General features: G+C 41.3%; 19 protein-coding genes. 17 read left to right on the top strand and 2 right to left on the bottom strand.

The features are described 5' to 3' along the window. Positions 1-152: 152 nt before the first annotated feature. The 9 genes from NBH15_RS26670 to NBH15_RS26630 all read left to right on the top strand — a co-directional run bounded on the left by NBH15_RS26670 (position 153) and on the right by NBH15_RS26630 (position 9502). Positions 153-1400, top strand: a complete 1248-nt coding sequence (locus NBH15_RS26670) for an RHS repeat domain-containing protein (RefSeq protein WP_504222774.1) — start codon at positions 153-155, stop codon at positions 1398-1400. Next, a complete protein-coding gene (locus NBH15_RS26665; protein WP_250824019.1) occupies positions 1394-1888 on the top strand; it encodes a hypothetical protein in 495 nt (164 codons plus the stop codon). The genes NBH15_RS26670 and NBH15_RS26665 overlap by 7 nt, the downstream gene beginning before the upstream one ends. Positions 1889-1975: 87 nt before the next feature. Beyond that, positions 1976-2665 (top strand): porin family protein, encoded by a 690-nt coding sequence (locus tag NBH15_RS26660; protein ID WP_250824018.1) that lies wholly within the window; start codon positions 1976-1978, stop codon positions 2663-2665. A gap of 264 nt (positions 2666-2929) precedes the next feature. Then, positions 2930-3568 (top strand): hypothetical protein, encoded by a 639-nt coding sequence (locus NBH15_RS26655; protein ID WP_250824017.1) that lies wholly within the window; start codon positions 2930-2932, stop codon positions 3566-3568. 282 nt (positions 3569-3850) lie between these two features. Beyond that, complete coding sequence (locus tag NBH15_RS26650) at positions 3851-4435, top strand: hypothetical protein (protein WP_250824016.1); 585 nt, start codon at positions 3851-3853, stop codon at positions 4433-4435. Positions 4436-4459: 24 nt separating this feature from the next. Further along, complete coding sequence (locus NBH15_RS26645) at positions 4460-5176, top strand: hypothetical protein (RefSeq protein WP_250824015.1); 717 nt, start codon at positions 4460-4462, stop codon at positions 5174-5176. A 105-nt stretch (positions 5177-5281) separates the two neighbouring features. Further along, complete coding sequence (locus NBH15_RS26640; protein ID WP_250824014.1) at positions 5282-6031, top strand: hypothetical protein; 750 nt, start codon at positions 5282-5284, stop codon at positions 6029-6031. 794 nt (positions 6032-6825) lie between these two features. After that, positions 6826-7440: an HU family DNA-binding protein gene (locus tag NBH15_RS26635; RefSeq protein ID WP_250824013.1), complete on the top strand. Its 615-nt coding sequence runs from the start codon at positions 6826-6828 to the stop codon at positions 7438-7440. Position 7441: 1 nt separating this feature from the next. Next, positions 7442-9502, top strand: a complete 2061-nt coding sequence (locus NBH15_RS26630; protein WP_250824012.1) for a BT4734/BF3469 family protein — start codon at positions 7442-7444, stop codon at positions 9500-9502. A gap of 186 nt (positions 9503-9688) precedes the next feature. Here NBH15_RS26630 and NBH15_RS26625 read toward each other — a convergent pair whose 3' ends face one another. Beyond that, the gene (locus NBH15_RS26625) at positions 9689-10180 is read right to left on the bottom strand and encodes an NUDIX hydrolase (protein ID WP_250824011.1); all 492 of its coding nucleotides are present in this window, start codon (positions 10178-10180) and stop codon (positions 9689-9691) included. 102 nt (positions 10181-10282) lie between these two features. Here NBH15_RS26625 and NBH15_RS26620 point away from each other — a divergent pair, with 102 nt between their 5' ends. Further along, positions 10283-10534, top strand: coding sequence for a hypothetical protein (locus NBH15_RS26620; protein WP_007658549.1), 252 nt, complete (start codon positions 10283-10285; stop codon positions 10532-10534). A 1-nt stretch (position 10535) separates the two neighbouring features. Continuing rightward, on the top strand, positions 10536-10811 hold the full coding sequence (locus NBH15_RS26615) for a Txe/YoeB family addiction module toxin (protein WP_250824010.1): 276 nt from the start codon (positions 10536-10538) through the stop codon (positions 10809-10811). An 8-nt stretch (positions 10812-10819) separates the two neighbouring features. Here NBH15_RS26615 and NBH15_RS26610 read toward each other — a convergent pair whose 3' ends face one another. Beyond that, positions 10820-12883 (bottom strand): DNA topoisomerase 3, encoded by a 2064-nt coding sequence (locus tag NBH15_RS26610; RefSeq protein ID WP_250824009.1) that lies wholly within the window; start codon positions 12881-12883, stop codon positions 10820-10822. Positions 12884-13084: 201 nt separating this feature from the next. Here NBH15_RS26610 and NBH15_RS26605 point away from each other — a divergent pair, with 201 nt between their 5' ends. The 6 genes from NBH15_RS26605 to NBH15_RS26580 all read left to right on the top strand — a co-directional run bounded on the left by NBH15_RS26605 (position 13085) and on the right by NBH15_RS26580 (position 23434). After that, positions 13085-13681 carry an RNA polymerase sigma-70 factor gene (locus tag NBH15_RS26605; RefSeq protein WP_186961105.1) on the top strand — a complete coding sequence of 199 codons (597 nt, stop codon included), beginning with the start codon at positions 13085-13087 and terminating at the stop codon, positions 13679-13681. 64 nt (positions 13682-13745) lie between these two features. Continuing rightward, on the top strand, positions 13746-14732 hold the full coding sequence (locus tag NBH15_RS26600) for a FecR family protein (protein WP_128133718.1): 987 nt from the start codon (positions 13746-13748) through the stop codon (positions 14730-14732). A 269-nt stretch (positions 14733-15001) separates the two neighbouring features. Further along, entirely contained in the window at positions 15002-18430 is a 3429-nt protein-coding gene (locus NBH15_RS26595; RefSeq protein WP_250824008.1) for a TonB-dependent receptor, read from the top strand. 21 nt (positions 18431-18451) lie between these two features. Further along, a complete protein-coding gene (locus NBH15_RS26590; protein WP_250824007.1) occupies positions 18452-20269 on the top strand; it encodes a RagB/SusD family nutrient uptake outer membrane protein in 1818 nt (605 codons plus the stop codon). Positions 20270-20427: 158 nt separating this feature from the next. Next, complete coding sequence (locus NBH15_RS26585; RefSeq protein WP_250824006.1) at positions 20428-21837, top strand: sulfatase family protein; 1410 nt, start codon at positions 20428-20430, stop codon at positions 21835-21837. Between the two features lie 13 nt (positions 21838-21850). Further along, entirely contained in the window at positions 21851-23434 is a 1584-nt protein-coding gene (locus NBH15_RS26580) for a sulfatase family protein (RefSeq protein ID WP_250824005.1), read from the top strand. Positions 23435-23674 lie beyond the last annotated feature (240 nt).

The raw sequence follows: 23674 nt of genomic DNA, 5'->3' as shown, positions 1-23674 counted from the left end.
ATTACTCTAATATATTGATTTTCAAGGAGAATATAAAATAAAACAATGAGATAATTAACTGAATTATAAATTTTTAAAACCTGAATCAGAAGCTGTTTTCAACTCCTGATTCGCATTATTAATGCTGCTTTTGCCTTTGTGTTTAGGCAATTGTGCTCCCAAAGTATTATTTCCATACTGACCATTTAGGTTCTCCCTGGTTGATAACGAATGCTTCGGGTAATGAAGTACAACGTATGAACTTTAATACCTGGGGACGTAGACGGGATGCTATGAACTGGAATAATTATACGGATCTGCCAGAGATGAAATTTGATCGAGGTTTTACAGGTCATGAACATTTGGATATGTTTGGGTTGATCAATATGAATGCCCGTTTGTATGATCCTGTGTTAGGCCGTTTCTTAAGCCCTGATCCCATTGTTCAGGTGCCGGATTTTACGCAAGCTTATAATGGGTATGCGTATGCGATGAATAACCCGTTATCGTATAAGGACCCAACGGGAGAGTTTCTTTTTACAGCTTTGATACCTGGATTTGGGATCTTTTTGGATGCAATGATTGTAGGTACAGCGGCAGGAGCAGTTGGTGGAGGTGTGAAAAGTGCAATACAGGGACAGAATTTCTGGAATGGAGCTTGGAAAGGTGCCATAACAGGAGGTGTAGGTGGGCTAATGGCACCAATAGGCGGAGCAGGAATGAGCTTTGCTGCAAATGTAGGTCTTGGAGCTGCCCAAGGTGCATTAGTTGGAAGTTTAGATGCTGCTTTGTGGGGTACAAGCGTAGGAAAAGGTCTATTATGGGGTTGTATTTCTGGTACATCATTTGCTACATTAACATCTGATAATATGAAGAATATGTTTAAAGGAAAAGGATTCAAGTCAAATCAAAGTGTGTTTAAAGATTTTTCTGCAGGGAAATATACGGCAGAAGGAGGTGTTTGGCAACAGGATGCGCTTGATTATTTCGGGTTTGATGGTGAGTATGTGGAAAATTTTAGTGGACCAAAATATGTTATGGACGGGCAGGGTGCATTAGGTAGTACGGATATAAATACGGCTCAAATTAGATATGGAAAGTCTGCATTTCAGTCTTTTGATGATTTGTATGCTACTTACGATAAGGAAATGTTTCATAGGAAACGTTTTTTATCTGGTGTAAGTCCTGAAAAGCAGGATCTTACAGGTTGGCCTTTGGAGTATAAGAATAGGCATTATTTTCCAGAGGAAAGGCTTGGTTTTATTCACCAATATCAGAATAGTGGATTGTATCCTAGAACATCTATAGGGTCATTGAGTCAAATAACTTATTATCAGATGAATACGTTTGATATGTTAGAGTCTCAATATTATAAAAGAAAATGGTGGCACTTTATATATAAAATTCCAAGAAGATGGTAAAGTTTCAATGTTTTATAGTATTTTTATTCATTTCTGTTATTACAGTGTATTCACAAAAAATGAATGTGGAATTTGGATTAAAAGATTCAATGGATTGTACTGATATTTATTATGAATTATATGTGAAAGGTGTTGAAAATAGTGTTGTAACTTACTGGAGTAATCCTCCACAATTGAATAAGAATTCAAAAAAATATTTGGATTTGATTTGTGGGTTATTGTCTGGATATGTTTGTGAAAATAAATATATACCTATTCTTATATTGATTGATGAAAAAGGTATACCCTATTGTTTCTCTATGATAAAAATTAATGGTAAATATCCTGTTCTTGATAATATGCGTAAGACTATTCTTGATATAGTAAAACGATTAAGATTTGTACCTGCATATCAAGGGGAAATTCCTGCTAAAAGTTTTTATATTTTGACTGCAAGAAAAGATGAGCAAACAAATAGATGGTTTTTCCCTGAATCTAATATCAACTAGTTCTGAATGATAAAAGTATACTATATCTATATTGGAAAGAACAAAATATCATCTTATAATGAGATAAAAAATATTAAATTGTAAACAATGAAAACAATAAACTTATTATTGATTTTACTTTTACCTTTACCTTTATGCTTAGGTAGTTGTGCTCCCAAAGTAATAACAGATCTTGTAAAAAGTGTGACGGCTGACGAAGTACGTCTTTACGGAATGGGGCATTCTGTACCTGAATTGGCAGAATTTATCGGGAATGTAAAAGTAGTGGATGGCGGAGTTTCTACCAAATGTAATTATGATCAGGTCGTTGCATTGGCGAAACAGGAGACGGCAAAAAAAGGAGAAAATGCATTAGCTTTGACAGATCACCGGAAACCATCCCTTTTGGGTAGTAGTTGCCATCAGATAGCGGGGAATATGCTGTGGATTGGTGATACGGTAAATGTAACCGGGGAAGAAACTTATTCTGTTCCGGTACCTATTAACTCTGAGAATATGAGTCATGCAGAAACAAGTAAATCACCATTTCAGCATAGTACGTTTTATGCGAATATCGGTTATGCTTTCATGACCAATAAATTTTATTTACCGAAAGGAGCGTCTGGTCATCCCATGAAAGGAATGGATTGGCAAGTCGGTTATGACTGGGTGTCCAGGAGTGGTTTTGGTGCCGGTCTGATGTATTCGGGATATAAGTCATCTTACAGTTATTCCCATGTGGATGTGAATGTAGGGCTTGCTTATATTGCTCCTCAGTTCGTGATGAAATCAATATGAATGCCCGTTTGTATGATCCTGTGTTAGGCCGTTTCATCGGATGCGTAGGTAATGTATGGCTATTTATTTGTGGGAGGCTAAACAGGCAAAGCTTTGGCATATGAATGAAACTTATTATGCAAAACGATATACTACTTATAAATCCTTTTATAAAAAGATGGATGATTATAGTAAATTGGGTTTTAATCTTTTAAATATTAAGCCATGGTGATAATGTTTGTGGAAAGATATATTTTTTTAATTCTTTTGGTAAATGCTTTTTTTATGAGAAGTTATGCCACGAATGATGACAGAAACGAGTATTTGTTGTTTAAAAATTTCTTAGATGAAAAAGTGTTACCTGCAGATTTTTCTACTATTAATAGTAATATAATAACTGATAGTGTTTTTTTTAATGAGAAACTATTATTATATCCTTGTGTTGAATCAAAAATAACTGGATATATGTTTGATTTTTTATGCGATATTGATTTGATAAATAATAAGGACTCTTATGAAGATATTGATGTTAATAATAGCTCTGAAAACTATGATAAGTTTTTAGAGTCAAGAAAAAAAGAATTGAAATTATATAATGTTGGAAGAATTATAATTTCAAAAGAATTTGAGAGTTATATAATTCTCTCGATTGATGGAGATGATAATGAGTATAATTGGGTAAGAAATCTTTATTTGATAAATGTGAATGGTCAAAAATGTAAATCATTAACAAAAATATCTTGTTATACATGTTTTGATGGCGAATGTCTTTACCTTTATACAGAAAGAAAAGGAAATAACATGTTTGTATTGAATGATAAAGATGTTAATTGCAATTTGTCTATGGTTGATAAAACACAGACAAAAATATCTGTTGCAAAATTTATGTATGATGAAAAAGGAATGGTGAAAATATTAAAATAGTGGATTGTTTATTAGAACAAATAGTGATTCATGTTTTCAAATAGATTTGGTATTGAAAAGTTTTTTGGAGCTGTGAGATACTATAAAAGCATAGGGGCCTAGTGTTTGGTGATAATATTAATTTTATTTAATGGTATGAATGCTTCTCAGAATATTATATATGATGAATATGTCTTGTCTGATGTGTCCGGGTTGAGATATATCAATATAATACGAAATAATAGAATGACAGATGTGAATATAAGGATTGTTCTTTTATTGATAAATAAGACTTATTACAGTATGAGGATTGATCTTCTTGGGTATAATCCCCATATTGAGACTTTATTCTCTTATGGATATTTTAAACAAGAAAATAATGTCGTCTTTTTAAACGATGTTCCTTCTGGTTTTCAAATGGTTCTGGAAAAGATAGATGAATTCTCTTTTCTTTGTAAGAAAGGTTTCTATTTTTTAGAAAATAAAATATTCCAATATAAGGAAAGTAATTCTATTGAAGAAGATTTTCCTATTAATAGATGGATAGTAGAACATAGAAAAAGAGAAGATTTGTTTAGAAAAGAAAAGTCGAATTGTCCTATACCCTTTAAATTAGGTACTTATGGACATAGTCTAATAATGGAAGTCAATAATCGATATAAATTATTCGAAGATGCTGATGTTGATCTACGTTTGCTATTATCTGAAGGTTCATGGAGAAAATATGGAAATGAATTAAGATTATATGATTCTAGTCTTGATTATTCATTTCTATTATTAATTAGAAATGAGGATTTGCTAAAAATCCGTTATCCAGACAATAATATAATAAACGGGATCTATCTTTTCCCTCAAAAAGATCAAATGTATCCTTTTATTATGTGGTAATCCTGTGTATAATAATGTGCTACTATGCTAAAAAACTCTTATAATTTAAAAAAAACTTTAGTTCAAATATACGAGTTGAAAAATCCTTTTTCAGAAAAGAATATTTCATGTTATTTAGAAATCATAAATAATAAGGAGTATTGTATTTATTTTATTGTTGGTTCAGATGATGATAGATTGATTTTATTCCTGTCTTTCGGATCAATGTCTATGAAGGAGAGTAGTGTTCTTTTGACTGACATAAGAAGTAATTCGATTTTGATTCTGGAAAAAAGAAACAAAATTGATCTGTTTGTAAAAAAAGGGTTTGAACTAATGTATGGAAAATATTTTATTTATGTAGGTGAATCAGATTCTTTTACATATAAATCTATATTGGATATAAAAGGTGAATCAGAAAAAAGAAAGAAGAATGTAGAGGAGTATTTAAGTTTAATAAACTCAGATCGTATACCTTTACAATTAGGAGTATATGATAATGAATATGTTTATTTGGATATAAATGTCGATTTTAATTTTAAAATTTATTATTTAATAGAAAGAACCCCCTTTTTGTTGTCAGAAGGTAAATGGATAAAAGAAGGTAATAAATTACAGTTATATGATTCATATTTGGATTACTATTTTTTACTCCTAATAGACTCTAGATCGTTAATTTCTATTTATTTTCCAAATGAGATAAATGAGAGTGACCAATATTCTTTAGTTAAAAATGGATTGTATCCGTTTATTATGCGCTGAGTGTTAGTATATACCAGAATATTGGATTATATTTGTCTCTGAGGGATAAGATTTAGTAGAGTATTTTCGTGAATATATACTATGGGATTAATTAACTTTGATAATATGAAGAATATATTTGTCATACTATTTATATTTTGCACAAATTCTTTATTTGCGCAAAGATATAAGTTAAACGAAGGTAAAGGCCTGAATTATAACGGACTAGATTATATAGATTGTTGGTTATGTTTATCGGAAAATAAATATACAATGGAATTGTCGCGGATAGCAGGTGATATAGTTTTTACAACGTTCCCCTCTTATGGTTATGTTCGAAAAGAAGGAAATTTGTATTATTTGAAAGATATATCAACTAATACTGAAATAGTCTTGGAAAAGGATAAGTTCGCTAATCTCAATATAAAAAAGGGATTTTCTTTTATGCAAAAGAAGTCTTTTACTTATGAGGACGAAGCAGAACATGATGATTTTTCTTTGTTTGATATTGATGTTAAGTATGCTCAAAAGAAAAAGGCTGTTCAATCAATAAAAGAGAAGCAGATACCTGATAAACTGAAATTTAAGTTTGGGGAATATGTGAATAGATATGTGCATGTTTTTATTGAAGAAAATGCTTCATATACAATTGCATATAAATATTTTGAATATTTGATTGTAATTTCTGAGGGGAAGTGGTCAACGAAAGGTGGCATTTTGAAATTAAGAGATTCGTTTCTTGATTATTCGTTTACAATGTTGCCTGGTGAGGATGGAAAATTAATGGCGATTGATTTTCCGAATGATGTGAATGAAGGGTGGATCTATTCTTTTGAGGAAGAAAGGAATAAATATAAAAAAATAAAATTAGAGTAATGAAGTAAAACGTATGAACTTTAATGCTTGGGGGCGTAGACGGGATGTTATGAACTGGAATAATTATACGGATCTGCCTGAGATGAAATTTGATTGAGGTTTTACAGGGCATGAACATTTGGATATGTTTGGGTTGATCAATATGAATGCCCGTTTGTATGATCCTGTGTTAGGTCGTTTTAGGAGAAATATTTTATCATGATGCTCCTAATGATGTTTATTCGGATTATGATTATTTGCCTGTAGAAGAAAAAATGTCGCCTTTGATAGTAAAATAGAAATATTAAGTACGAAAATAATGAACAATACTTAGTGAATTTTACGTAATCCAATGGCAAAATGAGTAGTAACAAAATCGGTAATCTCCTTTGTTCGGAGGTTATCTTATAAAAATAAGGTAAATTACCATTCACCGTTCACCTTTGGATGTATATGGTTGATTTTGGCTTTTTTTTGAGGTGAAATGATGGGTGAACGGTTGTTTGAGAAAGGTGAATGGTTGGGCGAAACCGTTCACCCTTTTGCATGTCTGCTGTATAGGCTCTTAAAATAATTATTACTTTTCTCCCTGTATTGTGTTGTCGGACCAATAATAAATTGTATCTTTAGAAGCAACTTAGAAAGGAAAGGACGACCATCGTTAACCTTTGCGACCAAGGTCGTTAAGCTTACTGGCGGAGCTGGTCTATCTTTTTGACGGAGGTCGTTAAGCGAATAAGTAATAAGGTTAGCCTTACATAGTATTAACCAATTCCTTACTTGCTAATTAGGTAAGGGATAAAAAATAATTATATATGCCTGCAAAATATCTTTTTTACAAGAATCCACATGCTTCTCATCAGTCGGAAGAAAGTGAAGGTGTGTTGCATGCCCGTATCGTGAGAGGGCAAGTAGTTCGTTTTGACAAATTATGTGAGATGATTGCCGACCGTAGTACTTTCAGTGAAGGGGAGGTGAAAGGTCTTATGGCACTTTTTAAAGATGAATTGGTTTTCGCGCTTAAACAAGGAGATGCGGTGGAAGTGGAGGGGATCGGCTTGTTTTATCCTACTGCCAAATGTCCTCCCATACGCGATCCGAAAGAGATAAGGGCGGAAAGCATCCGGTTTTCGAAGGTTGTATTCCGCGCCGGTCAGGAATTGAAGCAGGAGATGAGTACCATGAAGTTCGAGCGGGCGGAAGATTACAGGAAAAAAGAACCTTATACTCCGGTACAGCGGCAGGAACGTATTCTTCGTTATTTGTCAAGCCATAGGGGGATCACCAGTTCCGATTGTATGGGGTTGAATGTTTGTTCCCGTTATATTGCCCAACAGGATTTGAAGCAGTTGAGAGGAGAGGGACGCATTGTCCGTTTGGGAGGCCCGAAGGCGGCGGTTTATGTGTTGCCGGAGAAAAAAGAGGAATGATATGAAAGTGACATTATTGAAAGGAAACTTGAGTTCCGCCAAGTTGGTGATGTTGGACACTGTCGTGGAGCGTATAAAAGGAGAAGAACAAGCCCGTAGAGTAGGGGAGTTGCGTGAAATGATTCCTTACAGCCGACCCGAGGGGCGGTTGGCTGATGCAGAGAAGATACCGGCGGTACTTTTTGCTTCCGGTTACAAAGGGCAAGTATGGAAACAGTATAATGGCCTGGTTTTATTGGAATTCAACCGTTTGTCAAACAAGGCAGAGGCCAGGAGGTTACGGGATGAGATTACGAGGTACAACCGGCCTTTGCTGGCTTTTGTTGGTTCGAGCGGATTGAGTGTGAAGGTGGTGGTACGCTATACGTTACCGGACGGTTCGTTACCGGTAAAAGAGGAAGAGGCCGCTTGCTTCCATGCGCATGCTTACCGCAGGGCGGTGTTGCATTATCAGGCGCAGTTACAATGGCCGGTCAGTATCAAGGAGCCGTCGCTCGACCGGGGATGCCGTTTGTCGTATGATCCGGAATGTTTTTATAATCCGGAGTCGTTGCCCGTCCGGATGGAACAACCGTTGAAGATGCCGGAAGATTCCGGGTATGTGGAACAGGTGCGGGGTGAGGATGATCCGTTGGCGCGTATCTTGCCGGGCATGGAGCGATATGAAAAGGTGAAGATGTTGTTTGAGACTTGTTTGAATCAGATATATTGTGAACAGGGACCGGATTGGGGAGAGAAAGACCCGAAAGGGTTCATTGTGGCTCTCGCTTCACTTTGTTTTGATTCCGGAATTCCGGAAGAAGATACTGTCCGTTGGATCTATTCCCGAATATGGAGTTTTCGCGACCAGAACTTGTTGAGGATGACGGTACATAATGTATATCTTGCGCGTAAGTCGTTCGGGAAGAAACCCTGTCTGCCGAAACCGATGAATTTGTTGGCACGGATGGAAGAGTTTCTGAAACGGAGGTATGAGTTTCGCAAGAATGAGATTGTTGGTGAGGTGGAGTATAGGGAGAAACATTCTTTCTGTTTCCGTTTTCGGCCTGTCACGACGGAGGTGTTGAATAGCATTTGCCTGAATGCTATGGAAGAGGGGTTGGAGATTTGGGACAAGGATGTGAGGCGGTATATTTATTCGACACGGGTACCTAGCTATGACCCGTTGGAGGAGTTTTTGTTTCATTTGCCGGAATGGGATGGGGAAGATCGGATACGGGCGTTGGCCGACAGGGTGCCTGTCTCGGATCCGGAATGGAGAAACCGTTTTTATCTTTGGTTTGTCAGCATGGTTGCCCATTGGAGGAAGGTGGATCGGTTGTATGCAAACAACCTTGTGCCTGTTCTTGTGGGTGGGCAAGGTGTTTCGAAGTCGACTTTTTTCCGTTTGCTTCTGCCGCCTGTGTTGAGGGATTATCATGCGGAAAGCATTAATTTGGAGAATAAGAGTGAGGCTGAGTTGCTGATGGCGCAAAATCTGTTGATAACCATCGATGAGTTCGATCGATTGAACGGGAAGTACCAGGCCGATTTGAAACATTTGATCCAAAAGCCGGAAGTGAAAGTGCGCCGCCCGCATCAGAAGGCATTTCAACAGATGAGGCGTTTGGCCTCGTTCTCGGCAACCGCCAATCCGATGGAATTGTTGACCGACCCGACCGGAAGCCGCCGGTATATATGTGTGCAGGTGATGGGGCCGATAGATGTGTCTTCGCCGATAGAATATGGACAGTTGTATGCGCAGGCGGTTCATGCGATCCGTTCGGGCGAACGTTATTGGCTGAATATGGAAGAAGAACGGTTGTTGACGCAGAGCAATAGCGGTTTTCAGGATGAACCGTTGGAGATGCAATATCTGTTTTCCTATTTCCGTTTGCCGGAAGAGGGAGAGAAAGAGGAGCGGTTTACGTCGGTCGAATTGCTGGATATTATCTCCGAACGTTCCAAACGGAAGTTCAGTAATACTTCCGCCTGTCGCTTTGGTAAGATGCTGAATGCATCAGGCATCCGAAAGATACATACAAAGACAGGGAATTATTATTGTTTGGTGAGGAAAAGTTAGTGAATAATGCGCTGGTATGGCAATGTGTCAATGTGCTAATTATGGGAAAGGTGAACGGTTTGTTACTAACCGTTCACCTTTTTTTGAAACCATTCATCTGTATTTTGTATCTCTGTTCGTTGTGTTATAGGTAATTAGATGTAGTTGGGTGAACGGTGAACGGCTTTGTGCTGTTTTTTTCTTAGATTATAAGAACAACCGTTGGAACTCCTGTTCGAAATTCGGGGTAAATACGTTTTTTCCCAGATTGGCTTTTATCTCTTCCATCGGCCAGAAACGTCCGCCATCTAACTCTTCGGTATCTGGTTGGATTTCTCCGTTGTAGACGGTACGAAAGGTATTGACCAGTTCTTTTTCGATGGCCGATTCGAAAACATAGCGGGTAATGAATTGCGGGGTGAAATCGGTAATCCCTAACTCTTCGCGCACTTCCCGGCGGAGAGCTTCTTCAACCGTTTCGCCGTAATCGATATGTCCTCCGACGGCCGTATCCCATTTACCGGGTTGGATATCTTTGGTCATGGAACGTTTTTGCAGATATAGTTCTCCGGCATCGTTAAAGATATGCAGATGGATGACCGGATGCAGTTGTTTGCTTCCGCTATGACATTCTTTTCGGGTCGCTTTACCTATTGTTTCTCCCATTTCGTTGACGAGAGGGAACCATTCTTCTTTCATCTTTTTCTTTGTTTTTGAGGTTGCAAAGATAAGGAATAAAGGTAGTTGGAATGTGGAATTTAATTATTACTTTTGTCAAGGACATAATAAAAAAGAATAACTATGACAAAATCAACTATGGCCATGGAAGCTGAAAAAGCTGAACTGGCGAGAATTATATTAGCCTTGGATGATATGGAATTAGTAAAGAAAGTGAAAGCTTCCGTCAAACGTATTACCACTCCGAAAGAAGACCCCTTTTTTACTAATCCGGCAAATCTTGCTCATTTCCGGAAATCAGTGAAGCAGAGGGAGAATGGAGAGGTGGTGGAATTGACGAAGGAAGAGTGGCAAAAAATGTTATTATCGGAATAATATGTATAAAGTTATTCCAACAAAGCAAGTGCTGAGTGATATTGAATCATTCAAGCGGGCAGGAGATAAAACGAGTTTGAAGAAAATATATTCTTTGATTGAAGAACTCTATGAACATCCTTACACCGGCACAGGTAAACCTGAGTCTCTGCGAGGCAACTGGTCCGGTTATTGGTCTCGTCGTATCAATAAAAAAGATCGATTGATCTACGCAGTCGAGGAAGACAAGGTAATTGTAACGGTCGTGCAAGCAAAAGAACACTATAATGATAAATGACCGTGTCGTTACAATTTTCCGATAACCTTTGCCAATTCCTCATCCGATAACCCTTCCCCATAAGTCGCATAATCCAGCCGGAATGTACAACCATTCTTATATTCGGAACAACCGTAGGCTGTTTTGCCTCGCAGGATATTTCCTTTCTTGCAGATGGGGCAAACCGGTTTTGCCGGTTGTTGGGGGACTGCTTTCTCTTTGGGAGCCTCTTCCTTTTTAGCACGCGGCTTGCGGGGTTTCTTTTCTTTTTTCTCCTCTTTCGGTGCTTCTTTGGCGGTGTCCTCGATGGTGATGGTGCGGGTGGACTGGTCGGAAAGGACGTTGATGACTACCTGGTGGACCATCTGTTTGAGTTCGTCCAGGAATGTTTTTGCCTCATAAGTACCACGTTCTATCTGACGCAGTTTCTTTTCCCATAAACCGGTCAGTTCGGCACTTTTCAGTAACTCTTCGTGTATTGTACCTATCAATTCCTTTCCGGTGGCGGTAGGGAACAGGTTCTTTCGTTCTTTACGGATATAGTTACGTTTGAAAAGCGTTTCAATGATAGCTGCACGGGTGGAAGGGCGGCCGATACCGTTTTCCTTCAAGGCATCACGCAAATCGTCATTATCGACCAGCTTACCGGCCGTTTCCATTGCACGGAGCAACGTAGCCTCTGTATAAGGCTTGGGCGGAGTCGTCCAAGTCTCCTTTAATAAAGGTTTATGCGATCCGGTTTCTCCTTTGGTAAAGTCCGGCAATACGCCTTCTTCCTCGGTCGGTTCGGCATCCGGGTCCTTTTGCTCCGCACCGAATACGACGCGCCATCCCGGTTTTAATATCTGTTTTCCGGTTACTTTGAAATCAACTTTACCCACTTTACCGAGTACGGTTGTGGTGGAGATTTCACAGTCCGGATAAAAGGCGGCGATGAAACGACGGGCAACCAGGTCATATACCTTCCGTTCATTCTCCGTCAGGTTACGGGCGGGTACACCGGTCGGGATGATGGCGTGGTGGTCGGTAACCTTTGAGTTGTCGAATACTTTTTTGCTTTTGGGAATCTTGGCATTCAACAGGGAAGCCGTCAGTTCGGTATAATCGACCAGCCCTTTCAGCGTATTCGGAACTTTCGGGTAAATATCATCACTCAAGAAAGTGGTATCTACACGGGGGTAGGTGGTCACTTTCTTTTCATATAATGACTGAATCAGTTTTAATGTATCGTCGGCGGTAAATGCAAACTTTTTGTTGCATTCCACCTGCAACGAGGTCAGGTCGAAAAGGCGGGGGGCATATTCCTTCCCTTTCTTTTCGGAAATATCGGTGACGGTAAAGTCTTCCTGCTGTACGATTTCGAGGAAGGCTTCCCCTTCTTCCTTTTTGGTGAATTTACCCTTGGTAGCGGAGAAGGTTGTATTCCGGTAGACGGTTTTCAACTCCCAGTAAGGTTCGGGCTTGAAATTATCTATCTCTGCCTGGCGGTTTACAATCAGTGCCAGTGTCGGTGTCTGGACACGGCCGATAGAAAGCACCTGCCGGTTCTGTCCGTAACGGATTGTATATAATCGGGTTGCATTCATTCCCAGCAACCAGTCGCCTATGGCACGGGATAATCCGGCCTCGTATAGTCTGGCAAATTCAGTCTGTTCTTTCAGATGCTGGAAACCTTCGCGAATGGCTTCTTCGGTAAGGGATGATATCCATAAACGGTAAACCGGGCATTTACAGCCGGCTTTCTGCATCACCCAACGTTGAATCAGTTCTCCTTCCTGGCCGGCATCACCGCAGTTGATGACCATCTCTGCATTCTGCATCAGGCTTTCAATCACTTTGAACTGTTGTTCGTAGGTCGGGTTACTAATCAACTTGATGCCGAAACGGGGGGGGATCATAGGAAGTGCTCCCAGGCTCCATCGTTTCCAGTCGTCAGTGTATTCGTGAGGTTCCTTGAGTGTACACAGATGTCCGAATGTCCAGGTAACCTGATATCCGTTTCCTTCAATATACCCATTCATTCTTTTTGTAGCCCCCAGTACTTCGGCAATCTCTCGTGCCACACTCGGTTTTTCAGCAATACATACTTTCATCTGCAATCTAATCCTTTCGTAAAAATCACACAAATGTACGCTTTCCTGTTGACTTAATAAAATCGTAGATAGAATTAAAGAAGTTCGCAGGAATGCCGGTCTTATTTTACAGACATGTTTGTGAGGTATATAGAATATCTCTATATTTGACAAGTCTTAGGACATGAAGAGTATGGATTGTGTTTCCACTTATTAGTTTAAATGTATAATAATTCAGAACAGGAAAAGATACTTATTGCAGGTTTGATTCAGGATGACGAGTCTGCATTCTGTGAATTATACGCTTTGTATAAGAACAGGCTGATGTTCTTTGCAATGAAGTTTCTTAAATCGAAAGAATTTGCAGAAGATGTTTTTCAGGATGCTTTCACCTCCGTCTGGCAAAACAGGCGTTTCCTGAATCCGGATTCTCCTTTTGCACCTTATGTTTATACAATTGTGAAAAACCGGATTCTCAATCTGCTGGCCGGGATAGAGAAAGAGCAACAACTTAAAAATATCATCTTGTCCGGTTCGGTGGATGTGACCAATGATACGGAAGATAAAATATTGGATGACGACCTGAACCAACTGCTCGAAAAGGCTCTGCTCGATTTGACTTCGCAGCAACGCCGTATCTTCGATATGAGCCGGAAAGAGATGAAGTCTCATAAGGAAATAGCGGAAGAATTAAATATTTCAGTTTATACTGTCCAGCAGCATATCTCTGCGTCTTTGAAAGTAATACGTTCATATTTAGTGAAATACTCCGGGACGTATGCCGATTTACTAGTACTGCTCTTTTGCCTGAATTCATAATAAAAGTTAATCATATCCCAGTTGTACCTCGTTTCGTGGTACTATAAATACATGCACCGATAATATGGCAGATTTGAAGTATATAAACAACCTATTGAAACGATTCGTCGACGGCCTCTACACCCGTAAAGATGCCGACGACCTGTTGAAGCATTTCCATGCTGGAAAATACAATACGGAAATATCCGAAGCAATGGACACTGTATGGGAAGAAATGGAGGAAGATGAGGTTTCGTCGTTGCAGCATCAGCAATACAGGGAAGAGGCCCGTTTGTTATTGTCGCGCATCCGGAAACCGGAGAAACGTTTCTCCTTTATTCCCTATTTGAGATATGTGGTAATCGTGGCTGTCATCTTGTCGATAGGTTGGGGCGGATTCCGCCTGATACGTTCGAATCAGGAAAAGGTATTGACATATACGGAAGTGCATGTGAAGAACGGCGAACATAAACGGGTTATTTTGCCGGACGGGACTTCCGTAACATTGAATGCCGGTTCTTATTTAAGATATCCCCGGGAGTTCATTACTGATGTCCGCCGGATAGAGATGAATGGAGAAGCATTTTTCGAAGTAACCCGGGATGAAGAGAAACCTTTCCTTATCCATACGAAAGATGCCGATGTAAAGGTGCTGGGTACTTCCTTCAATGTGAAAGCCTTCGATATGGACGAGCAGTTGACTGTTAGTGTTCAGACGGGGAAAGTGCAGGTCGATTTACCGGAAGCGATGATGCGCCTGTTGCCGGATGAACAGTTCGTGATGGATAAGACGAAAGGCGAGTTCCAGAAACGGAATGAAGATGCAAGGCTTTCCACTGTCTGGATAAAAGGTGGTCTTTACTTTAACAGGACTCCCATACGGACCGTTGTCAATGAACTGGTCCGCATGTATAACCGGACTATTGAATTTGCCCCGGGTGCGGAATATGACGATTATATTTACGGGGAACATGATAATAAAAGTCTGGAAGCAGTACTTAAATCGATACAATATTCAACAGATATAAAATACAGGATAGAAAATGACAAAATAGTTTTATATAAGAATTGATTATTAACTTATTCTAAATTGATACTTACATGAAAGACACCAGTTAACTTATCCACAAAAAGAAAAGGAAGGTCACAGAGACCTCCCTTATACTCTACCGATTGTCCGGAGTGGAGGCCAGACAATCTATACGGAGTCGTTTTAAATTACTATTCAAAACAACCATAAAACATTCCAAATTTATGAACTTCCTTAATATTAAGAAGTATTGTTGGGCTTGTTATGCTGTACTTTTTGTTTTTTTAGCAGTTGTATGCGCACAACCGGCGATGGCCCAAACGATAAAATCAGAAGTAGTGACCGTTGAGGTCCACAATCAACCGGTAGAAAAGGTCCTCAAAGAGATTTCCCAGCAAACGGGAGTCAAGTTCTTCTACGGCGAGATCGTCACCAACAACAAGTTAACGGTCAATTTGTCCTTTAATAGCAAACCGTTGAAAGACGTCTTAACTGAAATATCCAAACAGACCGGTCTGGATTTTAACCGGGAGAACAATACCATTGCAGTCAGCGTGCGTAAAACCAACGCTGCTCCGTCCCGTCAGCAGGCACAGCCGGAAAAGAAAATTTCAGGTGTGGTAACAGACGACAGAGGAGATGCTGTTATCGGTGCGAATGTGGTAGTGAAAGGTACCACTAACGGCACAATTACAGATATCGACGGTAAATTCAGCCTGGATGTTCCGTCCGGCAGTACACTGACGATTTCCTACATCGGTTATCTGAACAAAGAGATACGTGTAGACGGACAGCAGTCGCAATATGCAGTTAAGTTGCTGGAAGATACCCAGACGCTGGATGAAGTTGTTGTCGTAGGTTTCGGTACACAGAAAAAAGCCAATCTGACAGGTGCCGTGAGTACGGTGAAGATGGAAGAGGTAATGGGTGACCGTCCGGTCGTTTCCGCCAGCCAGGCGTTGCAGGGAGCTATGCCGGGTCTGACAATTACCACCAATGCCGGTAGCCCGGGTAAGAGTATGACATTGAATGTTCGCGGTACCAACCGTCTGAATATCGACGAATACGGAGAAGGCGAACCGTTGGTATTGGTCGATAACGTTTCGATGGATATCAATATGATTTCTCCGTCCGATATTGAAACGGTAACAGTCTTGAAGGATGCGGCTTCTGCTGCTATCTACGGTGCACGTGCTGCTTTCGGTGTTATTTTGATTACAACCAAACAGGCGAATAAAGAGCAAAAGGTTTCTATCAATTACAACAACAACTTTGCATTCTCAAAGCCTCAGTCTTTGATAGAAAAAGCGTCTCCGCTGGAAACAGTCCGTTTCTATAATGATATGGGATATAAGAACGGCCGTTATAACAACGGACAGGATATCACTGCGTGGTTGGGCTATCTGGAAGATTACCAGGCAAATCCGGGTAAATATCCGTTAGGCTATTATATGGATGATAATGGTAACCGCTACGATTTAAAAGAGAACAACCACTTGGAACGTATGATGGATAATTATGGTTTCCAGCAGACACATAATGTTTCAGTGAGCGGCGGTACAGCCAAGTCTGCTTACCGTCTATCTTTCGGATACCTGGATGAAGACGGTATTCTGGTTACGGATAAGGACGGTTATAACAGATACAACCTGTCTTCTTTCGTGAATACGGAAATTACTTCCTGGTTGAAAGTGCAGGCGGATATTAAATACTCCAAGTCGAAAACGACTAACCCGAATATGAATACGTTGAGAAACTGGTCTCCGTATCGTCTGGCCCAATTGCTGCCGACTTATTATCCGGAAGGTGACGTTGAGATAAACGGGGAAACTTATCCAATCGGTACTCCCCGCTGGAATATCATGAATTCTCCGGTCCAGGCAAAGAACAACGAAGATATCCGTCTTTTCGGTAAAGCTATTTTTAATCCGATGGAAGGGCTGTTAATCAATGCTGAATATACTTTCAACAGAACAAATTACGACCAGGACGAATACCAGAAAACAGTGAAGTATGTCAATGCGGAAAACAACTATTTCTCAGTGGCGGACTCCTATAGCGGTAACTCTTCATACCAGTTGGATGAAAAGCATATCAACTACAATGCAATCAACGTTTACGGAAATTACGATAAGACGATAAACGACCACTCTTTCAGTGTAATGGCAGGTTTCAACCAGGAATACAGTTACATGCGTAGAGTTTGGGGAAAGAAATTGCATGTGGTAAATCCGGAACATCCCTCATTGAGCGGTGCGGACGGTACCATGACTACCGGCGATGAATATGACGAATATTCGCTACGTGGTCTGTATTACAGAGCTTCTTATAACTATAAAGGAAAATATCTGTTTGAAACGAACGGACGTTATGATGGTTCTTCCAAATTCCCTTCAGGCAACCGTTTCGGTTTCTTCCCATCTTTCTCGTTGGGTTGGAGAGTTTCTGAAGAAAAATTCATGGATTGGTCGAAGGAATATGTTACGAACTTCAAGCTGAGAGGTTCTTTCGGACAGGTAGGTAACCAGGCAATTAAGAACTATGCATTCCTGGGCGTAATGGCTACGGAAAACGGATGGCTGGAAAATGGCTTATGGAATATAACCCGTAAAGTTCCGGCTTTGGTTAGTTCGAGCTTTACCTGGGAAAAGGTAGAGACGCTGGATATCGGTTTCGACTTGGGTATGTTCGATAACCGTTTAGACCTGGTATTTGACTGGTATCGTCGTGATACGAAAGGTATGTTGGCTCCGGGTAAGGAACTTCCTTCTGTGCTTGGCGGTTCTTCTCCGTTGGAAAATTCGGCCGACTTGCGTACAAAAGGTTGGGAGTTGGCAATAAACTGGAGAGACCGTATCGGTAAAGACTGGCGTTATAACATCGGTTTGAACCTGTATGATTCACGTTCAAAAGTAACGAAGTTCGATAACCCGACAGAATCATTGTCTACTTATCGTGTAGGTCAGGAAATAGGGGAAATCTGGGGATTTGTTACAGACCGTTTCTATACGGAAGATGATTTCGAAACGATTGATGAGGCGAAAGGTATCTATAAACTGAAAGAAGGAGTTCCTACTATTGACCCGTATGTACGTGACCCGAGACCGGGTGATATCCTGTTCAAAGACTTAAACGGAAATGGTAAAATTGATAACTCCGGTGATAACACGGCTAAAGATGCGGGTGACAGAAAGATTATCGGTAATAATTCCAGACGCTATCCGTATGCAATCAATGCCGGTGTGGGTTGGAAAGGTTTTGACCTGACCGTATTCTTCCAGGGGGTTGGAAAACGTGACCTGATTGTCGGTACGGACGGTAAATCAAATTTCCTGGCATGGCCGCACACCAACACGGATAACCCGAATGCTGCTGCTACTGTATTGAAACACCACCTGGATTATTGGACTCCTGAAAATCCGAATGCTTATTACCCGCGTTTAGGAAACCAGACAGGTGTGAACCAGGGAACGGATGGTTTCAACAGAAGGAATCAGACTAAATATCTGATGGATGCCTCTTACATCAAACTGAAAAATATCACATTGAGTTATTCATTCCCGAGTAGCTGGCTTGAGAAAACAAGAGCGATTTCGGCTTTTAAAGTATTCTTTAGTGGTGAAGACCTCTGGACAAAACATCATATGTATAAAGGAATGGACCCTGAACAAACGATGAGTATTAATGACTTATATCCGTTCATGAAGAAATTCTCTTTTGGTATTAATGTTACTTTATAATTTGTATAACACTTGATTCTTATGAAAAAAATATATTTATCAGCTTGTCTAGCTGCTTTTCTTATTGGAGGTACTTCCTGCCTGAATGATGAATTCCTGGATAAATACCCGATCGATAAAGAAACGGAAAACACGGTCTTTACGACTTATGATAATTTTAAAATGTACGCGTGGGGATTGTATAATAAAACACTGATTGCTTATCAGAACTATCCTCAGGCAGGAGATGTATCGGATATGCTGTTCGATTCGAATGATGCCCGTGGTATCGCCTGGGCAAACAACCGTATGTCTGCTTCGAATGTAAGTGCGGATACATGGACGTTTGAATTTATCCGCCGGGTGAATCTGATGCTGGATAATATCGAAAACTCACAGATGACGGAAAAGGAGAAAGCGCACTGGCGTGGAGTCGGTTATTTTTTCCGTGCTCATGAATACTTCAAACTTCTTCAGAAGTTCGGCGACTTGCCCTGGCTGGAACATCTGGTAGGGACCGGAGATGTGGATGTATTATACGCAAAACAAGATTCCCGTGAGGTGGTTGCCAATCACATGTTGGAAAATCTATTGTATGCCGAAGAGCATATAAACGAGAAAGGTGACGGTGATAATACGGTTAATCCGAATGTAGTACGTGCTTTTATTTCCCGTTTCGGTCTGTATGAAGGGACCTGGAGAAAGTATCATGGCAGTGTGGATAATGTAGACGGTACGAAATATCTGGAAGCAAGCGTGAAAGCCTCCCAGAAACTTATCGACCAGAATCTGGGGCTGATGGCGGACTATGATGATGTTTTTAACTCATCTAGCCTGAAAGGACAAAGCAGTATCCTTCTGTATCGGGAGTACCTGGAGAACGAAAGCGGGAAGGGGCACGATTTGACTCAGCGTACGACTGGCGAACGTTTGTATGAAGGTTCAAAGAAGTTGGTAGAACAGTACTTATGTGCTGACGGACGGCCTATTTCTACTTCTACTGTTTATGATGGCGACAATACGGTGTATGATGAATTCAGAAATCGTGACTTACGTCTGTATTATACAATTTGTCCTCCTTATAAAGTGACGGTTTCTACGGATTTATCCCATTGGGAATATACGGGCAACGCTGTGGAACGTGAGTATATGGATTTAATGGGTAAGTTATCTAAAAATAATCCGGAGAGGAAAATGTTGCCTCTGTCGAAGAAGGCTTCTTATATTGCGAATATACCGAATTTGACGGCAGTAAAAGTCAGCGGTGTGGATACGCAGACCGGTTACTTCATGTACAAATATTATAATGCGTTACCCGGAGCTGATAAAGGAGAGGTACAAGGTACCGACGGACCTATCTTCCGTATGGGAGAGGTGTTGATAAACCATGCCGAAGCAATGTTTGAACTGGGACGTTTCGACCAGTCTGTTGCCGATGCTACTGTCAACAAGTTGCGTGCACGTGCCGGTGTTGCGGCAATGGTAGTAAACAATATCGGAGCGGATTTCGACAAGTTCCGTGATTCGGATGTCGCCCCTGTTTTGTGGGAGATACGCCGTGAGAGATGTTCCGAATTGATGGGTTCAGGTTTCCGTTTTGACGATATCAAACGTTGGAAAAAAGGTAACTATCTGAATGAACAGCCTGTCGGCGTCAAGATTAATAATATAGAAGATTACAATAGCGAAGCGCTGGCAAAGAGTCTGTATAAAGGTTCGGAAATGCCTCGCTATGTAAACTGCGTTACTTATATCGAGAAACCGAATCCGGGGTGGGAAGATAAATGCTATCTGTATCCTATTCCTTTGAAACAAACTCTTTTAAATGAAAATCTGGTGCAGAACCCAGGTTGGAAATAATTGAACATACCTTACCGCATCCGGACCAGGATGCGGGAGTAATTCTGATTTCTTCCGAATGAAAAAACGATTTCATTCGGAAGAAATTTATTTTATTCGTATCTTTAACGCTCTTATGCGGTAATAATAACAACATTATCTAATAAAAACACGATATCATGAATAGTAAGCTAATGTTTTTGGCTGCGACCTCCGGACTATCAGTAACGGGACTTGCAGCAAACTACACCAACTTCATTATCATCAACCTCGATGATGCCGGTTATGGGGATTTTTCTTATAATGGCGCATACGGATATAAAACGCCGAATATCGATCGTATGGCAGCCGAAGGAGTCCGTTTCACTCATTTTCTGGCCGGACAACCGATCAGTGGTGCTTCACGTGCCGGACTGCTGACCGGATGCTATCCGAACCGTATCGGATTTGCCGGTGCTCCGGGACCGGGTTCTGATTATGGCATCAGTCCGGACGAAATGACGATAGGAGAGTTGTTGAAGCAGAAAGGATACAGTACCGCAGTTTTCGGTAAATGGCATCTGGGCGATGCGAAACAGTTCCTGCCTTTGCAGAACGGTTTCGATGAATATTACGGATTGCCTTATTCAAACGATATGTGGCCTTTCCATCCGCAGCAGGGAGAGGTATTCAATTTCCCGGACCTGCCGACCTATGACGGAAATGAGATTATCGGTTATAACACCGACCAGTCACAGTTTACAACGGATTATACCAACCGTACGGTCAATTTCATCAAGAAGAACAAGAATAAACCGTTCTTTATCTATTTGGCACATTCCATGCCGCATGTTCCGCTGGCCGTTTCCGACAAGTTTAAAGGAAAAAGCGAACAGGGACTGTATGGCGATGTCATGATGGAACTGGACTGGAGTGTCGGTGAAGTATTGAAAGCGCTCCGCGAACAGGGGTTGGAAGAAAATACACTGATTGTCCTTACGTCTGATAACGGCCCGTGGGCGAACTACGGTAACCATGCCGGTTCGGCCGGCGGATTGCGTGAGGCTAAAGCTACCACTTTCGACGGAGGTAACCGTATCCCTTGCGTGATGTACTGGAAAGGTACTACTCAGCCGGGTACAACCTGTAACAAGCTGGCTTCCAATATCGACCTTCTTCCGACATTGGCAGATATCAGCGGCGCACCGCTGCCCCAGCGTAAGATTGACGGTGTCAGCATCCTGCCTTTGATAAAAGGGGAGAAAGATGCCAACCCGCGCGAATCGTTCGTTTATTATTATCACAAAAATGATTTGGAAGCAGTCACGGACGGTAAGTTCAAGCTGGTCTTCCCGCATAAATATGTCACCTACGGCGCTTATGTGCCGGGTAACGACGGACAGCCGGGAGATTTGACAAACCTGGAATTGAAGAAAGCCGAGATGTATGACCTGCGCCGTGACCCGGGAGAACGTTACGACGTTATTTCCCAATATCCGGAAGAAGCAGCCAAGCTGATGAAGATTGCCGACGATATGCGTAAAGACCTGGGAGATAACCTGACACGTGTGAAGGGAACAGGACGCCGCGAACCGGGAAAACTGAAATAATAATAATATAGAAATGAGAAACGCTAATCTAATTGTAAAAGCAGGTATGTTGGCAACATGCCTGCCTTTTATTGGCTGTAACTCGGCCAATAAATCAGAGAAAAGCCAGGAAGAACGTCCGAATATTCTCTTTATCTTGTCTGACGACCATACAGGTCAGGCATGGGGTATCTACGGAGGTATTCTGGCCGACTATGTGAAGAACGAGAATATCCGCCGCCTGGCCGCCGAAGGCTGCGTGCTGGATAACTGTTTCTGTACGAACTCAATCTCCGCACCGAGCCGTGCCGCCATTATGACCGGGGCATACAGCCACCGCAACGGTGTCTATACGCTGGAGGACGGGTTGGACCCGGCAGTCGATAATATCGCTAAGCAAATGCAGGCCGGCGGTTACCAGACTGCCCTGATTGGTAAATGGCATCTGAAAAGGCAACCGGCCGGCTTCGACCACTTCAATGTGTTCCATGACCAGGGAGAATATGTCAATCCGATCTTCAAGACTGCCGAGAACTGGGTAGACGACGATAAGGGCAAGCAAGGCACCGAGGTAAAAGGTTTCTCTACCGATATCGTTACCGACCAGACCATCGACTGGATACGTAACCGAGATAAGAACAAACCGTTCATGATGTGCTGTCATTTCAAGGCAACGCACGAACCCTGGGATTTTCCCGAACGGATGAAACATCTGTACGATGATGTTGTCTTTCCGGAACCGGAAAGTATGATGGAGTTCGGACCGGAGAAATCGGGTAGGGCCTTCACTGGACAGCAACTAGAGAATATGGGATGGCGTTGGGAGACTGCTTCCAAGGACCCGGATGCCTGGTGGTGCCGCTATCCGGAACTGCCTTTCTCTACGAAAGGTATGGATAAAGTGGCTGCCCGCAAGAAAATCTATCAGAAAATGATTAAAGATTACCTGCGTTGCGGCGCGACCATCGACGACAACATCGGACGTTTGCTCAAGATGCTGGATGAAGAAGGACTGGCCAATAATACTATTATCGTCTATGTCTCCGACCAGGGGTATTTCCTGGGTGAACACGGCATGTTCGATAAACGTATGATGTATGAAGAACCGTTGCACATGCCTTTCGTGATTCGTTATCCGAAAGAGATTCCGGCGGGAACACGCAACAAGGATATTATCCTGAATGTAGATTTCGCTGCCACACTTGCCGATTACGCGGGTATCAAGGCACCGGAAAAATCACAGGGAGAAAGTTTCCGTCAGAACCTGAAAGGTGAAACACCGGCCGACTGGCGTAAGGAAATGTATTACCGTTACTGGACACACCATTCCATCCGCCCTGCCCACATGGGTATCCGCAACGAACGGTATAAACTGATGTTCCTTTACGGCGACCGTCTGAATGCAACCGGCTCGGAAGAAACTCCGACAACACCGGCCTGGGAATTTCATGACCTGCAAGTCGACCCGAAAGAAGATAAGAATATGTACAATGAACCGCAGTATGCCGATGTTATCAAGGATATGAAGCAGGAACTCTTGAAACTCCGTGCGGATGTAGGCGATACGGACGCCGATACTCCCCGGATGAAAGAAATTATGGACCAGTATTATTGGTAATATGCGCTTTTATCTATTGGAGGAGAATAATATTTATGTTTAGAAAAAATTGAACTATCTACGGTGTCTTTTAACGAGGCGAGCCTCGTGCCGCAGGCTCTATTTTGCCGTTGGTTTCAACCCAATGTCATCAATTTAAGGTTCATAGTGCTCTTTTGTAATTAGTTAGAGTATAGTTTTTACAATTGGGCCTTCCTTTCCTTGCTCGTGGAAACTTTCTTCCCGGTCTGATGGGCACCA

It is taken from the genome of Parabacteroides caeci, assembly GCF_023656795.1.
Taxonomy (GTDB): Bacteria; Bacteroidota; Bacteroidia; order Bacteroidales; family Tannerellaceae; genus Parabacteroides; species Parabacteroides segnis.
Note: the sequence above shows the minus strand (reverse complement) of the source record. Positions and strands in the feature narration are given on the sequence as shown.